This is a genomic window from Blautia sp. XA-2221 (genome assembly GCF_028767025.1).
GTDB lineage: Bacteria > Bacillota > Clostridia > Lachnospirales > Lachnospiraceae > Blautia_A.
Genome location: NZ_JAJQXX010000010.1, coordinates 47,959 through 64,082 on the forward strand (window position 1 = coordinate 47,959; position 16,124 = coordinate 64,082).

A 16,124-nucleotide genomic window follows, 5' to 3' on the forward strand; every position below is an offset into this window, starting at 1 on the left:
AGCAATCCAAAAAGATATAAGAAAATACAAAGCATACGAAAGGAACATTTATATGGAAGAAAAAAATGAAAAACTGGAAACGGCTGTTGATACAGAAGTAAAAGAAGAAACTGAGATCCAGGCATCCGAAAGCAATGAGAAGGCTGCGGCAGATTCTGAACCGCAAAAAAAGGAAAGACCTGTAGCAAATTTTGGACTGCTGCTTCTTGCCGGAGTATATCTCCTTTATACAGGATATAAGCTCTGCGAAAATGTGCTGAAAGGCGAGGAAGGCGCAAGCTGGGGATTTTTTATTGCAGGGGCTGCCTTTCTGGTAATTGGCGCAGGAATGCTTTTTGTGGCAGCCAAAATCGCCAAACAGAGAAGCGATGCCAAAAAGGCTGCTGCGGCAGAAGAGGAAAAGAAACATCCTGTTGAGCCGGTTCAGGAGCCTAAGAGAATGACCATTGCAGATCGTGCAAAACTTGCGGGAAATGTAGCAGAAAAAGAAGCCCAGGAAGCACAGGATTCTGAAGAACAAAAAGAACAGGAAAATGACGGAGATCAGGAATAAGCTCCGGAAAAGATGAGAATATTGGTAAAAGGACGGGGGAACATGGACATCCATGTTCCCCCGTCCTGAAGTTTTAGCGTTTCCTTCGGCGTTTTTTGTTTCCGGAAGAGGGCGAGTGCAGAGTGGACCAGCAAAAAAGCTGAACCAGAAGGATTCCGATCAAAGCTCCCAGGCTGTCAAAGCCTACGTCCCGGATCCCCGGAGATCTGCCGGCCACAAAGGACTGATGATATTCGTCCAGACCGGCAAATCCCACACAGATAATCCCGGCAAGAAGAAACAGCCGCAGTCCCCGGATACGATATACATAAAATGGAAAAGAAACAGCAACGGCAAGCAGGCAGTATTCTGTCATGTGAGCAGCCTTGCGGACATAGTAATGAATCTGGTCTGCCTCGTATGCAAGCTCTTCATAGCTTTTTTCTGTATTGAGAAGTTCGTTTTTGGTTTCCACAATCTGGTAGCTGATTCTGTAGCTGAGATTCCCGGACACCTCCCCGGTCTGGGCTGAAAATGAAAAAATAATATACATCATCAGCAAAGCTGGCAGAAACGAAAGCGGTTTTAAAAGTGTTATAAGTATTTTTTTCATGGGTATTAATATAGCACGGCAGCAGTAGTTTGTAAAGCACTCTGGCAATCGCAGCCCGGGTATGGTATAATAAAAAAACTTTATGAAAAGGGAGGCGCGGACATGAGTGTTGCAGATACAATATTTATTAATATGTGCAAAGACGTAATTGAAAACGGTACCAGCACAGAGGGAGAAAAGGTACGTCCGGTATGGGAGGACGGAACTCCTGCTTATACAATAAAGAAATTTGGTGTGGTAAACAGATATGATCTCAGGAAGGAATTTCCTGCTCTGACTCTCCGCAAAACCGCACTGAAAAGCGCTATGGATGAGATTCTGTGGATCTGGCAGAAAAAGTCAAATAACATTCATGACCTGAACAGTCATATCTGGGACAGCTGGGCTGATGAAACAGGCTCTATCGGCAAGGCATATGGATATCAGATGCAGGTGAAGCATGAGTACAAAGAGGGGATGATGGATCAGGTAGACCGTGTACTGTATGATCTGAAACATAATCCTTACAGCCGCAGGATTATGACAAATATTTATGTACATCAGGATCTTCATGAAATGAACCTGTATCCCTGCGCATATTCTATGACCTTTAATGTAACAAAGGAGCCGGGAAAAGACAGACTGACTTTAAATGCAATCCTGAATCAGAGATCCCAGGATATTCTGGCAGCAAACAACTGGAATGTATGCCAGTATTCCATTCTTCTGATGATGTTTGCCCAGGTGTGCGATATGGAGGCGGGAGAGCTTGTTCATGTGATCTCGGACTGTCATATTTATGACAGACATATTCCTGTGATAAAAGAGCTGATCGGCAGAACACCGTATCCGGCGCCTGTTGTGAAACTGAATCCTGAGATTAAAGATTTTTATGACTTTACAGTGGACAATCTGATCGTGGAAAATTATCAGACCTGGCCGCAGATCAAAAACATTCCTATTGCAATCTGAGAACAGAAAGGAAAAACACCATGAATATAATTGTAGCAGTTGATAAAAACTGGGCTATCGGAAAGGATAATAAACTTCTTGTAGCCATTCCGGCAGATATGAAGATGTTCCGCCAGGAGACAACCGGAAAGGTGATCGTTCTGGGCAGAAAAACGCTGGAAACATTTCCGGGAGGACTTCCCCTGAAAAACAGAACCAACATTATTCTTACCACAAATCAGGATTTTAAGGTAAAGGATGCTACTGTGGTCCACAGTATCGAGGAGCTTCTGGAAGAAATAAAAAAATATCCGTCAGAGCAGGTTTACTGTGTTGGCGGAGACAGTGTGTATAAACAGCTTCTTCCTTACTGCGATACAGCTCATGTGACAAAAATTGATTTTGGATATGAGGCAGACCGTTATTTCCCAAATCTGGATGAGTCCCCGGAATGGGAGATCACAGCCAGAAGTGAAGAACAGACTTATTTTGATCTGGAATACGAATTTGTAAAATACGAAAGAGTAAAATAAAAATATTACATATGACGGACGTGGTTCCGAAAGAAAACGCTGCAGAGTTTGTATTTCTCTGCAGCGTTTGACTTTTTGGAAGCGCTTATTCGATTACCTGAATCCAGCCCTTTGGAGCTTCCAGACGTCCCATCTGGATACCGGTAAGTGTTTCATAAAGTTTTTTGGTCACAGGTCCCATCTCTGTCATGCCGGACGGGAAGCAGATTTCTTTTCCGTGATCCACGATTTTTCCTACAGGAGAAATGACTGCTGCGGTACCGCAAAGACCGCACTCTGCAAAATCTTTTACCTCATCCAGAGTAACTTCACGCTCTTCTGCCTCCAGACCAAGGTAATGCTGTGCTACATAGATGAGTGAACGGCGGGTAATGGAAGGAAGAATACTGTCAGATTTCGGAGTAACCACTTTCCCGTCCTTTGTGACAAAAATAAAGTTGGCGCCGCCGGTTTCTTCTACCTTTGTTCTGGTAGCGGCATCCAGATACATATTTTCGTCATAGCCCTGGCGATGTGCATCCATGATCGCATGTATACTCATAGCATAATTCAGTCCGGCTTTGATATGACCTGTACCATGAGGGGCAGCACGGTCAAAATCTGTAACACGGATTGTAAGAGGCTTCACTCCTCCTTTGAAATACGGACCTACCGGAGTGGTAAAAACACGGAACTGATATTCGTCAGCAGGCTTTACACCGATTACGGGATTGGTTCCAAACATATAGGGACGGATATAAAGGGTTGCCCCGGAACCAAAGGGTGGAACGTAGGCTGCATTGGCCTTTACCGTGTCCAGTACAGCCTGGATGAACCGGTCTTTTGGAAATACAGGCATTTCCAGTCTTTTTGCAGAGTTTTCCATACGTTCGGCATTCAGGTCAGGGCGAAAAGTTACGATTCGTCCGTCTTCTGTGGTGTATGCTTTCATTCCCTCAAAAACAGTCTGTGCATACTGAAGGACGCCGGCACATTCGCTGATCACAACATTTGCGTCTTCTGTCAGCTTTCCTTCGTCCCAGGAACCGTTTTTGAAGTCTGAGACAAAACGATAATCAGTCTGGATATAGCCAAAACCCAGATTTCCCCAGTCAATGTTCTTTTTTTCCATAATATCATCCTCCTGTTATCCTGTGACAACAGTTTTTTAAATACTTTGCCACGTTACTGTGAGATATAATCAGTGTAGCACTTTTGTCAGTGAACTTCAATGAAAACTTGTATTTTGAATGGTACTTCGTTATAATAAAATTACAGTCTGCACGGAAGCAGTTTCCAAAAAGCAGAGGCAGTCTGATGGAAACAGGAAAACAGAGGTCGGAGATGGCGCAAATGGAAAATAATCTGAAAGCAAAGTTTCTGTAAATCCAGAGATAAAGAAAAAGGGCTGTCACACAGCCGGAAATTCCGGAAAAGCTGTGGCAGTTTTTTGTGTTTCATAATATATTTTTCAGGAGGAAGATTATGTACCGGGAACATACGAAGGTTATAAAAATCGGAAATAAAAAGATTGGAGGAGGAAATCCCATTCTGATCCAGTCTATGACAAATACAAAAACAGATGATGTGGAGGCAACGGTAAAACAGATTCTGGAACTGGAGGCAGCAGGCTGTGAGATCATCAGGTGCGCGGTTCCGGATATGGCAGCGGCAGAAGCTCTTTCTGAGATCAAAAAACAGATCCATATTCCACTGGTAGCAGATATTCATTTTAACTACAGACTTGCCATTGCAGCAATGGAGCACGGAGCGGACAAGATCCGCATCAACCCCGGAAATATCGGAAGCAGAGAGAGAATAAAAGCAGTTGTAGATGTGGCCAGGGAAAGAAATATTCCCATCCGAGTAGGCGTAAACAGCGGATCACTGGAAAAAGAACTGGTGGAAAAATATCATGGTGTCACTGCTGAGGGGCTGGTGGAAAGCGCTCTGGACAAGGTGAAGATCATTGAGGATATGGGATATGACAATCTGGTTATCAGTATTAAATCTTCAGACGTTATGATGTGCGCCAGAGCCCATGAACTGATTGCAGAAAAGACAACGTATCCTCTTCATGTGGGAATTACAGAGGCAGGAACCCTTTATTCCGGAAACATCAAATCAGCAGTAGGGCTTGGGATCATTCTTTCTCAGGGAATCGGAGATACCATCAGAGTTTCTCTTACCGGGTCGCCTCTGGAAGAGATCAAATCTGCAAAGCGGATTCTGAAAACGCTGGGACTTCGAAAAGGAGGGATCGAGGTGGTGTCCTGTCCTACCTGTGGGCGTACAAGAATTGACCTGATCGGTCTTGCAAACCAGGTGGAAACAATGGTTCAGGACATCCCTCTTGATATTAAAGTGGCTGTTATGGGCTGCGTGGTAAACGGACCGGGAGAAGCGAAAGAGGCTGATATTGGAATTGCCGGAGGAGTAGGCGTAGGGCTGCTGATTAAAAAAGGGGAGATCGTAAAAAAGGTTCCGGAGGACCAGCTTCTGGATACCCTGAGAGAAGAGCTTCTTCACTGGGAAGAGTAAGAAAGAGGAAAAAATGGAAAAAGATTTTTTTGACGTATTTCCAAATCTGAAGATCAAAGATCCGCTGCAGGAGCTTCTGGATATGGTAGCTGTTACCAGAGTGTCCTGCAATCCGGATAAGACCAGACTGTGGGTTTATATCAGCAGTGAGCGGTGGATCCACAAAAAATATATCATAGAACTGCAGCAGCAGATTGAAAGACAGTGCTTTCCGGGAATCCAGATGCAGGTAACTGTGATCGAAAAGTTCCACCTGTCCAGGCAGTATACTCCGGATAATTTTCTGGAAGTGTACCGGTCCAGTATGGAACTGGAGCTTCGAAATTATAATATGCTGGAATACAATCTTTTTAAACGGTCCAGGATCACTTTTTCCGGCACAGAGGAAATGGATCTGGTGCTTCCGGATTCTGTGATCGCCCGGGAAAAAAGTGAGATTCTTGTGGAATATCTTCATAAGGTGTTCTGTGAGCGCTGCGGAATGAATCTGAAGATTGAGCTTCAGTTTGAAGAGGCTCAGGAAAGCCGGTATCGGAAGAATGCGGCGCTTCAGATTGAGCAGGAAGTGGAAAATGTCCTGAAACATGCAAAGCTGGATAAAGAGGAAGAAACGCCGAAACAGGAGGATGCCTCTTCAGGCTCTGACAAAAAAGAGAATAAAAAAGCTTCCGGTAAAGGAAAGCAGGAGAAAAAGTCCTTTGACAAAAAAGGACACGGAGGCGACTTCAGGGGAGGGTTCCGCAGAGACAGTAATCCGGATGTTATATATGGAAGAGATTTTGAGGGAGAAACCATTCCTCTGGAGAGTATTACAGGAGAAATGGGAGAAGTCATCATCCGGGGACAGGTTCTGGACGTGGAGGCAAGAGAAATCCGGAATGAAAAAACTATTCTCATTTTTCCTGTTACGGATTTTACGGATTCCATTGTGATCAAAATGTTCCTGAGGAACGAGCAGGTTCCGGAGGTAAAAGAAGAAATCAAAAAGGGAGCGTTTCTGAAGCTGAAGGGCGTTACCACCATTGACCGTTTTGACAGTGAACTGACTATCGGCTCCATTGCCGGAATTAAAAAAATTGCAGATTTTACCAGCACAAGAATGGATACCAGTCCTCAGAAAAGAGTGGAACTTCACTGTCATACAAAAATGAGTGATATGGACGGCGTTACCGAGGCAAAGGCTCTGGTAAAACGTGCCTATGAGTGGGGACATAAAGCCATTGCCATTACCGATCACGGTGTTGTTCAGGCATTTCCCGAGGCAAACCACTGTTTTGACGCCTGGGGAGGCTGTGTGCCGAAAGATTCTGATTTTAAGGTGCTTTACGGAATGGAGGCATATCTGGTAGATGACCTGAAGGGGATCGTCACCAACAGTAAGGGGCAGTCCATGGACGGAAGCTTTGTGGTATTTGACATAGAGACAACGGGATTTTCTCCTCTGACCTGCAGGATCATTGAGATCGGAGCAGTCCGGGTGGAAAAAGGTGTGATCACAGACAGATTTTCTACTTTTGTGAACCCTAAGGTTCCCATTCCCTACCGGATCGAGCAGCTTACCAGTATCAATGATGCAATGGTGATGGATGCTCCGGATATTGAAACCATTCTTCCGAAGTTTCTGGAATTCTGCCAGGGTGCGGTAATGGTTGCCCACAATGCGGATTTTGATATGAGCTTTATCATAGAAAACTGCAAGCGGCAGGGCATCAGCGATGATTTTACCTACATTGACACAGTGGGAATGGCACGTTTCCTTTTGCCGGCGCTGAACCGGTTCAAACTGGATACGGTAGCAAAAGCAGTGGGAGTTTCTCTTGCCCATCATCACCGGGCAGTAGATGACGCCGCCTGCACCGCGGATATTTTTGTAAAATTTGTGGAAATGCTGAGAGAGAGGGATATTTTTGATGTAGATGCCCTGAACAGCCAGGGAAATGTATCTGTGGATACTATCAAAAAGCTTCCCACCTACCATGCGGTTATTTTTGCCAGAAATGAGACTGGACGTATCAATCTTTATAAGCTTGTAAGTCAGTCCCACCTGAAATATTACAGGAGAAGGCCAAGAGTTCCCAAAAGTGTTTTTCTGGAGCACAGGGACGGACTGATCATCGGAAGCGCCTGTGAGGCGGGAGAACTTTATCAGGCTCTTCTTCGGAATGCGCCGGATCAGGAAATTGCCCGACTGGTGGATTTTTATGACTATCTGGAAATCCAGCCTCTTGGAAATAATGCGTTTATGATCGCCAGCGACAAAAACGATACTGTAAACTCAGAGGCGGATCTGATAGGGCTGAACAAAAAAATCGTAAAGCTGGGCGAACAGTTTAAAAAGCCGGTGGTGGCAACCTGCGACGTTCATTTTATGGATCCTCAGGACGAGATTTACCGGCGTATTATCATGGCGGGAAACGGATTTTCGGACGCGGATAATCAGGCTCCTCTTTATCTTCGCACGACAGAAGAAATGCTGGAGGAATTTTCCTATCTGGGAAGTGAAAAGGCAGAAGAGGTTGTTATTACCAACACCAATAAGATCGCAGATATGATTGAAAAAATATCTCCTATCCATCCGGACAAATTTCCGCCTGTGATTCCCAATTCCGACCAGGATCTCCGTGATATCTGCTTTAAAAAAGCCCATGAGATCTATGGGGAGAAGCTTCCGGGAATTGTGGAAGAACGTCTGGAAAAAGAGCTGAACTCCATTATTTCCAACGGATATGCGGTTATGTACATCATAGCCCAGAAGCTTGTGTGGAAATCAAATGACGACGGTTATCTGGTAGGCTCCAGAGGATCTGTAGGATCCTCTCTGGCAGCTACTATGTCAGGTATCACAGAGGTAAATCCTCTGCCTCCTCACTATATCTGTCCAAATTGTAAATACAGTGATTTTGATTCTCCGGAAGTAAAAAAATTCGGAGGTATGGCAGGCTGTGACATGCCTGATAAAAACTGTCCTCACTGTGGTACAAAAATGATAAAAGAAGGATTTGATATTCCTTTTGAAACCTTCCTGGGATTTAAAGGGGACAAGGAACCGGATATTGACCTTAACTTTTCTGGTGAATATCAGGCAAACGCCCATAAATATACAGAGGTTATTTTTGGAAAAGGACAGACCTTTAAGGCGGGAACTATCGGTACTCTTGCAGAAAAAACAGCGTTCGGCTATGTAAAAAATTATTTTGAAGAGCATGGTCAGCACAAGCGGTACTGTGAGATCAACCGGATCGTTCAGGGATGCACAGGTATCCGCCGTACCACAGGACAGCATCCGGGAGGGATCATTGTTCTTCCAAAAGGTGAGGAAATCGAAAAGTTCACGCCGGTACAGCACCCTGCAAATGACGAGAACAGCGATATCATTACCACTCATTTTGATTATCATTCCATTGACGGAAACCTTCTGAAACTGGATATTCTGGGACACGATGATCCTACCATGATCCGTATGCTGGAGGATCTGACCGGAAAGAATGCTCAGGAGATCCCTCTTGACAGCAAAGAAGTTATGTCCCTTTTTGCCAGCACAAAAGCACTGGGTATCACTCCGGAGGATATTGGAGGCTGTAAGCTTGGCTGTCTGGGGGTGCCGGAGTTTGGTACAGACTTTGCCATGCAGATGCTGATTGACACACAGCCCAAATATTTTTCTGATCTGGTCCGGATCGCGGGACTTGCTCATGGTACGGACGTATGGCTGGGAAATGCCCAGACACTGATCCAGGAGGGAAAAGCTACTATTTCTACCGCAATCTGTACCCGAGATGATATTATGATCTATCTGATCAGTATGGGAGTGGAGAGTAGCCTTGCATTTACCATTATGGAGAGCGTGCGTAAAGGTAAGGGTCTTCGTGACGAGTGGGAGGCTACTATGAGGGAACATAATGTTCCGGAATGGTATATCTGGTCCTGTAAAAAAATCAAGTATATGTTCCCAAAGGCTCATGCGGCAGCCTACGTTATGATGGCATGGCGCATTGCCTGGTTTAAGGTGTTTATTCCACTGGCCTATTATGCTGCGTTTTTCAGTATCCGTGCAACTGCTTTTTCCTATGAAACCATGTGTATGGGACGGGACAGACTGGAATATTATCTGGCAGAGCTTCGCAAAAAAGGCGATGAGGCGTCAAAAAAGGAACAGGATTCCATTAGAGATATGCGTATTGTCCAGGAAATGTATGCCAGAGGTTTTGAGTTTCTTCCTATTGATATTTACCGTTCTCATGCAAACCGATTCCAGATTATTGACGGAAAGCTGCTCCCTCCGCTGAACAGCATTGACGGAATGGGAGATAAGGCTGCGGAGGCTGTGGTAGAGGCTGCAAAGCAGGGGAAATTTTTGTCCAAGGATGATTTCCGTGACCGCACCAAGGTCAGTAAGACGGTCATTGATCTTATGGATGATCTGGGACTGTTTGGAGATATTCCCCAGTCCAACCAGTTTTCTCTGTTTGATGTGGTGTGACGGTCGTATATGGCTGTTCACACGGTATCAGCCTGCTGGCTTGCAGTGAACAGTTGACGGATAAGAACCTTAAAATATCTGGGATTACAGGATATTTTTGCGGCATGTTATAATATGTTACGGAAATGTTACAAAACGATTTTCCGACAGGAGACAATTATGAAAAAAGATGAACTTCGTTATTTACAGCGTCTGGCAGAATTATATCCCACCATTGGGAAAGCCTCTACCGAGATCATTAATCTTCAGTCTATTTTAAATCTTCCAAAAGGAACTGAACATTTTATGTCGGATCTTCATGGAGAGTACGAGGCATTTTCCCATGTTCTCAGGAATGGTTCCGGCGCTGTACGGAAAAAAATAGATGACGTGTTCGGCCATACGTTAAGCAACCATGACAAAAGAGATCTTGCAACCCTGATCTATTATCCAAGAGAAAAAATCCGTCTAGTAAAAAAGACAGAGGAGGATATGGAAAACTGGTACAAGATCACCCTGTACCGCCTGATCGAGGTATGCAAGACAACTGCATCCAAATATACCAGGTCTAAGGTGAGAAAAGCTCTTCCGCCGGATTATGCCTATGTGATCGAGGAACTGATCACAGAGAAGGCAGAGGTCCTTGACAAAGAAGATTACTACAATTCTATTGTTAATACTATTATAGAGATCCGCAGGGCAGAAAACTTTATTGTTGCTCTGGCAGAATTGATCCAGCGTCTGGTTGTGGATCATCTTCACATTCTGGGAGATATTTTTGACAGAGGTCCGGGCCCGCATTTTATTATGGACCGGCTGATGGAATACCATTCTCTTGATATCCAGTGGGGGAATCATGATGTTGTGTGGATGGGGGCTGCAGTGGGGCAGAGAGCCTGCATTGCCACAGTGGTAAGAAACAGCATTCGCTATGGAAATCTGGACATTCTGGAGGATGGCTACGGGATCAACATGCTCCCTCTGGCAACCTATGCCATGGAAGCATATAAAGATGATCCGTGTACAGTGTTTGGAATCAAGGGCGTTTCCGATTACCACTCTCTGGAGCAGGAGCTGGGACGAAAAATGCACAAGGCCATTGCTGTGATCCAATTTAAGCTGGAGGGCAAGCTTCTGAGAGAACGCAGGGAATTTCATATGGAAGACCGCTGTCTTCTTCACAGAATTGATCTGGAAAAGGGAATCATTGTCATGCCGGACGGAAAGGAATATCCTCTCAGGGACAGCCTGTTTCCAACTGTTGACTGGGAACAACCCTATGAGCTTACGGCAGGAGAGCTGGAAGTGATGGAGCGGCTGGAAGCAGCTTTTCGAAACTGTGAAAAGCTTCAGAATCATATGCGCCTTCTTTTGGATGTGGGAGGTCTGTACAAGATCTATAACGGAAATCTGCTTTTTCATGGCTGCATTCCTCTCAATGAGGACGGAAGTATGAAAGAAGTGGAGGTTTACGGAGAAACTTACAGCGGCAGGGCTCTTTATGACATTCTGGAAAGCTATGTGCGCAGAGCATTTTTTTCTGTGGATACAGAAGAGCAGAAAAAGGGAAAAGATATTCTGTGGTATATCTGGGCAGGTCCCAACTCTCCTTTGTTCGGAAAAGACAAAATGACTACCTTTGAACGGTATTTTATAGAAGACAAAGAGGTTGCAAAAGAGAAAAAAGGCGCCTACTATCAGCTTCTGGAAAAGGAGGAGGTAGTAGACCGTATGCTTCAGGAGTTTGGCCTGGATCCGGCAAAGAGCCATATTATCAACGGTCATGTTCCGGTACATCAGATTGAGGGAGAAAGTCCGGTAAAATGCGGCGGCAAGGTGATTGTTATTGATGGCGGTCTGTGCAAGGCATACCAGAAAGTGACAGGAATCGCAGGATATACCCTGATCTATAATTCTTACGGACTGTTTCTTGCAGCCCATGAGCCGTTTACCTCTGCGGAGGAGGCAGTTTCCAAAGGAAATGATATTGTGTCCAGCCAGATGGCAGTGCATTATTCTTCAAAAAGGCGTCTTGTTGGGGATACAGATAACGGAAAAGCGCTTCGGGAAAGGATACAGGAACTTACCCGTCTGCTTGAAGCTTACAGGAAAGGTATTATAAAAGAAACAAAATAAAGGCTTTACTTATTTTTCCTGTTTTTATATAATGATGCTTGCAGTGAATACGGAAGATCAAACTTAGGGTTGCCGGGAAGAGACGGTAATCTCTCAGCTTCACGTAGCGAAAAAACATAATAAGGAGAGAACAGAATTATGGGCGGAATTTTTGGAGTAGCTTCAAAATCCAGCTGTGTGCTGGATTTGTTTTTCGGAATTGACTATCATTCTCATCTGGGAACAAGAAGGGGAGGAATGGCTGTATATGATTCGGCAAAGGGATTTGACAGAGCCATTCATAACATTGAAAATTCCCCGTTCCGTACAAAGTTTGACAGAGATGTATCAGAGCTTCAGGGAAATCTTGGAATCGGATGTATTTCTGATAATGAGCCTCAGCCTCTGCTGGTACGTTCTCATCTTGGGAATTTTGCCATTACAACAGTAGGTAAGATCAATAATATGGAAGAGCTTGTGGAGCATTCTTTTAAAAACGGAAGTACACATTTTCTGGAAATGAGCGGTGGAAATGTGAATCCTACAGAAATGGTTGCTTCTCTGATCAATCAGAAGTCAACTATGGTAGAGGGAATCCGCTATGCACAGGAAATGATAGACGGATCTATGACTATGCTGATCCTGACTCCTAAGGGACTTTTTGCAGCCAGAGACCGTCTGGGAAGAACTCCTCTCATTATTGGAAAGAAAGACGGAGCGAGATGCGTTTCTTTTGAAAGCCATGCATACATTAATCTGGGCTATGAAGATGAAAAAGCACTGGGACCGGGCGAGATCGTGGCAGTGACGCCTGAGGGAATTGAAACCCTGCAGAAGCCCGGCGATAAAATGCGTATCTGTTCTTTCCTCTGGGTATACTATGGATATCCTACTTCCACCTATGAGGGAGTAAATGTAGAAGAAATGCGCTATAAATGCGGCGATATGCTGGCAGAACGTGATTTTGGGGAGGTAAAGCCTGATATTGTAGCAGGCGTTCCGGATTCCGGAATCGCTCATGCCATCGGTTATGCGAACCGTTCCGGAGTGCCGTTTGCCCGTCCGTTTATCAAATACACACCTACCTGGCCGAGATCCTTTATGCCGACTCAGCAGAGCCAGAGAAACCTGATCGCCAGAATGAAGCTGATCCCTGTTCACAGACTGATCAAGGATAAAAGCCTTCTGATGATCGACGATTCCATTGTAAGGGGAACCCAGCTTCGCGAAACTTCAGATTTCCTTTACAGCAACGGAGCAAAAGAGGTACATATCCGTCCGGCCTGCCCGCCGCTTTTGTACGGATGTAAATATCTGAATTTTTCCCGTTCAAAATCCGAAATGGATCTGATCACAAGAAGAGTGATCGCAAAACGGGAAGGTGACAATGTGGATGAAAAAACTCTTGCGGACTATGCGAATCCGGATTCTGATAACTATAAGGGAATGCTGGAGGATATCCGTAAAGAACTGAATTTTACGACCCTGAAATACCATCGTCTTGACGATCTTGTAGCTTCTATTGATATCGAGCCCTGTAAGCTCTGTACTTATTGCTGGAGCGGCAAGGAGTAAAGAATCGACTTAAGAAATGCGTTCTGAAGGGTACGTGCAGAACAGAGGTGAAACAGAATGAGAAGAAAACGAGAGATGCTGAAAATACTGCTCTGTGTGCTGATTGCAGTTTTTGTGATGGTAAGCGCCGCGGCGCTGCTGCTTGTGGGTTTTCGAACCAGCGCACAGAAGGAGCAGAAAAAACAGGAGGCGCTGGCAGCGCTGGAAAACAGGCCTACCGTTGCCCCTACTCTTGCGGTATCCGCAACGCCTTCTCCGACACCGAGACCTACGGCAACACCAACGCCGATTCCAACTGTAGTGGCGGCTTTTAATCCGGATGATTTCTGGAATGAATGGTACAGTACAGACGGAACTGTGACAATGAATATCTATAATATCAGCCTGGATACCGTATCCTTCAGTTTTTCTCAGACAGACCGCAATCAGACCCAGACAGTGACGGCAGATGTAACGGCTGAAGTTGCCGGCAATGCGGCGAAATTTTATTTTTCCGATTCAGCCGGAAACAATTCGTCCGGGAATTTGATTTTTGACAATGGACAGCTTTATGTGAAGATTGCCACCAGCGAGCCGGTATCTGCTGTCTATCCAAGCGTGAACTGTATTATGAGCCGGAATCAGATTCCGCTTATACCGGATCCTACGGCAACACCAATACCCACTCCTCAGGGACAGAATCAGCAGATCAGCCAGACTGGAGAATATTTCTTCCCGGAAAGCAACAGCCGGTATCTGACAGATGATGAGGTTTCTGTGTATTCGTCAGCTCAGCTTGAACTTGCAAAAAATGAGATTTATGCCCGTCACGGAAGGATCTTTGTAACGCAAAGTATTGCGGATTATTTTAACAGTAAATCCTGGTATCAGGGAACTGTTGATCCCGACACCTTTGATTCTCAGCAGGATTCCGTTTTTAATGAATATGAGATTGCAAATATCCAGAAGATCGAGGAATGGGAAATGCTGAAAAAGGCAGCAGGAAACTGATTATAAACTGTATCAGGAAACAGAGAGGCATGTATGGAAAACCATATATGCCTTTTTTGCATGGATTTTTGCTAAGAACTGAAGGCATTGGAAGGCTGTCCCGATTCTGGCTTTAAGGGCTTTTGGGGCGAATGGGGACTTGTGTTTTCGAGGCAGTCGTTCTATAATAAAAAACAGACAGATTATCTTTTAAATTTTTATTTCTCATACAGCAGTTCTGCTGGAATTTCCATTTATAGTGATTGTTGAAAAGCATAGTTTTATATTTTCGTGGAAACCGGGATCGGGGGTCGGATTTTTGCAGAAAGGAGTGTTATGTTTGCAGCAGTATTATCTGCAGTGATACTTGGCATGGAGGTACATCCGGTACAGGTGGAGGCTGATGTAAGCGATGGGCTGCCATCTTTTACTATGGTAGGTTTTCCTTCTGTTCAGGTGAAGGAGGCTCAGGACAGAGTGAGAACAGCTTTTAAAAATAATGAGATTGCGCTTCCGCCAAAAAGGATCACAGTTAATTTCGCCCCGGCTGACATAAAAAAAGAAGGAGCAGGATTTGATGTTCCGGTAGCGGCAGCCGTTCTGGCAGCTTCCGGCATTTTGGAACCGGAAGTATTAAAGGGAGTTATGTTTGCAGGAGAGCTGAGCCTTAATGGGGAAATTCATGCGATTCCCGGTATCCTTCCTATTGTTATAAGGGCAAGAGAAGAGAAGTGCCGACTGTGCATTGTTCCCTGGGGGAATCTGAGAGAAGCCTGTCTGGTGCCGGATATGAAGATCATTGGAGTAAAAAATTTAAAGGAACTGATTGTTTTCCTGAAATCTCCTGAAAAGTACAGACAGCCTTGTATAAAACAGGAATCAGAACAGCCGGGACAAGAACTGGATTTCAGCGATATCCGGGGACAGGAATCGTTAAGGAGGGCAGTGGAGATTTCTGTAAGTGGATTCCACAATCTTCTGATGATCGGACCGCCCGGAGCAGGAAAAACAATGGTGGCAAGACGGATACCGGGAATTATGCCGCCTCTGACCTTTGAGGAAAGTCTGGAGCTTACAAAAATCTACAGTATCGCAGGGCTTCTTTCCCCTTCAGATCCTCTGGTAAGGCAGAGACCTTTTCGAAGTCCTCATCACTCAAGTCCGGCTCCGGCGCTTGCAGGCGGCGGGCGCAATCCAAGACCGGGAGAGATCACCCTTGCTCACAGAGGCGTTTTGTTTCTGGATGAAATGCCGGAATTTTCCAGAAGAACTTTGGAAATCCTGCGGCAGCCTCTGGAAGACCGGGTGATACGGATTTCAAGAGTATATGGAACCTACACGTTTCCTGCTGATTTTATCCTTTGCGCGGCTATGAATCCCTGTCCCTGTGGATATTATCCGGATATGAACCGGTGTCGATGTACGTCAGGGCAGGTAAGCCGGTACCTGAATAAGATCAGCCAGCCGCTTCTTGACCGTCTGGATCTCTGTGCGGAGGCAGAACCGGTAAGCTTTTCCAGTCTGAACGGAAGACAGGGAGAGGAATCGGATGTGATCAGGAAACGGGTAGAAAAGGTACATGAAATCCAGAGGAAGCGATATCAGAAAGAAAATATCCAGTTCAACGGGGAACTGAAAGGGAACATGATCGAAGTTTACTGCCGTACAGATACTCAGGGAAAAGCGCTTCTGGAAGCCGCCTTTGACAGAATGGATTTTAGTGCCAGAGCATATCACAGGATACTGAAGGTTTCACGGACCATTGCCGATATGGAGGGCTCGGATCTGATAAAAAAACAGCACATAGGAGAGGCTCTGTCCTACCGGGCGTTTGACAAAAAATACTGGGCGTGAACAGAGAAAATAAAAAGTCATAAA

Annotated in this window: 11 protein-coding genes; 9 read left to right on the forward strand and 2 right to left on the reverse strand. The window is 45.1% G+C overall.

Annotated features, from left to right (window positions below; genetic code table 11):
• Positions 1 to 52: 52 nt before the first annotated feature.
• Entirely contained in the window at positions 53 to 553 is a 501-nt protein-coding gene (locus tag LU279_RS09465; RefSeq protein WP_274422294.1) for a hypothetical protein, read from the forward strand.
• Between the two features lie 73 nt (positions 554 to 626).
• On the opposite strand, the gene LU279_RS09470 is transcribed toward LU279_RS09465, so the two are convergent.
• The gene (locus tag LU279_RS09470; RefSeq protein WP_274422295.1) at positions 627 to 1,145 is read right to left on the reverse strand and encodes a VanZ family protein; all 519 of its coding nucleotides are present in this window, start codon (positions 1,143 to 1,145) and stop codon (positions 627 to 629) included.
• Positions 1,146 to 1,247: 102 nt separating this feature from the next.
• Here LU279_RS09470 and thyA point away from each other — a divergent pair, with 102 nt between their 5' ends.
• Entirely contained in the window at positions 1,248 to 2,096 is an 849-nt protein-coding gene (gene thyA, locus LU279_RS09475; protein ID WP_274422296.1) for a thymidylate synthase, read from the forward strand.
• A 20-nt stretch (positions 2,097 to 2,116) separates the two neighbouring features.
• On the forward strand, positions 2,117 to 2,608 hold the full coding sequence (locus LU279_RS09480; RefSeq protein ID WP_274422297.1) for a dihydrofolate reductase: 492 nt from the start codon (positions 2,117 to 2,119) through the stop codon (positions 2,606 to 2,608).
• Positions 2,609 to 2,693: 85 nt separating this feature from the next.
• On the opposite strand, the gene LU279_RS09485 is transcribed toward LU279_RS09480, so the two are convergent.
• Positions 2,694 to 3,719: a branched-chain amino acid aminotransferase gene (locus LU279_RS09485; protein WP_274422298.1), complete on the reverse strand. Its 1,026-nt coding sequence runs from the start codon at positions 3,717 to 3,719 to the stop codon at positions 2,694 to 2,696.
• Positions 3,720 to 4,072: 353 nt separating this feature from the next.
• On the opposite strand from LU279_RS09485, the gene ispG reads away from it, so the two are divergent.
• The 6 genes from ispG (at position 4,073) to LU279_RS09515 (ending at position 16,100) form a co-directional block, all read left to right on the forward strand.
• The gene (ispG, locus tag LU279_RS09490) at positions 4,073 to 5,128 is read left to right on the forward strand and encodes a flavodoxin-dependent (E)-4-hydroxy-3-methylbut-2-enyl-diphosphate synthase (protein WP_274422299.1); all 1,056 of its coding nucleotides are present in this window, start codon (positions 4,073 to 4,075) and stop codon (positions 5,126 to 5,128) included.
• Positions 5,129 to 5,141: 13 nt separating this feature from the next.
• Positions 5,142 to 9,608: a PolC-type DNA polymerase III gene (locus LU279_RS09495; RefSeq protein ID WP_274422300.1), complete on the forward strand. Its 4,467-nt coding sequence runs from the start codon at positions 5,142 to 5,144 to the stop codon at positions 9,606 to 9,608.
• A 159-nt stretch (positions 9,609 to 9,767) separates the two neighbouring features.
• Entirely contained in the window at positions 9,768 to 11,723 is a 1,956-nt protein-coding gene (locus LU279_RS09500) for a fructose-1,6-bisphosphatase (RefSeq protein ID WP_274422301.1), read from the forward strand.
• Positions 11,724 to 11,861: 138 nt separating this feature from the next.
• Positions 11,862 to 13,277 carry an amidophosphoribosyltransferase gene (locus tag LU279_RS09505; protein ID WP_274422302.1) on the forward strand — a complete coding sequence of 472 codons (1,416 nt, stop codon included), beginning with the start codon at positions 11,862 to 11,864 and terminating at the stop codon, positions 13,275 to 13,277.
• 57 nt (positions 13,278 to 13,334) lie between these two features.
• Positions 13,335 to 14,267: a YARHG domain-containing protein gene (locus tag LU279_RS09510; RefSeq protein WP_274422303.1), complete on the forward strand. Its 933-nt coding sequence runs from the start codon at positions 13,335 to 13,337 to the stop codon at positions 14,265 to 14,267.
• A 315-nt stretch (positions 14,268 to 14,582) separates the two neighbouring features.
• Positions 14,583 to 16,100 carry a YifB family Mg chelatase-like AAA ATPase gene (locus LU279_RS09515; protein WP_274422304.1) on the forward strand — a complete coding sequence of 506 codons (1,518 nt, stop codon included), beginning with the start codon at positions 14,583 to 14,585 and terminating at the stop codon, positions 16,098 to 16,100.
• Positions 16,101 to 16,124: the final 24 nt, after the last annotated feature.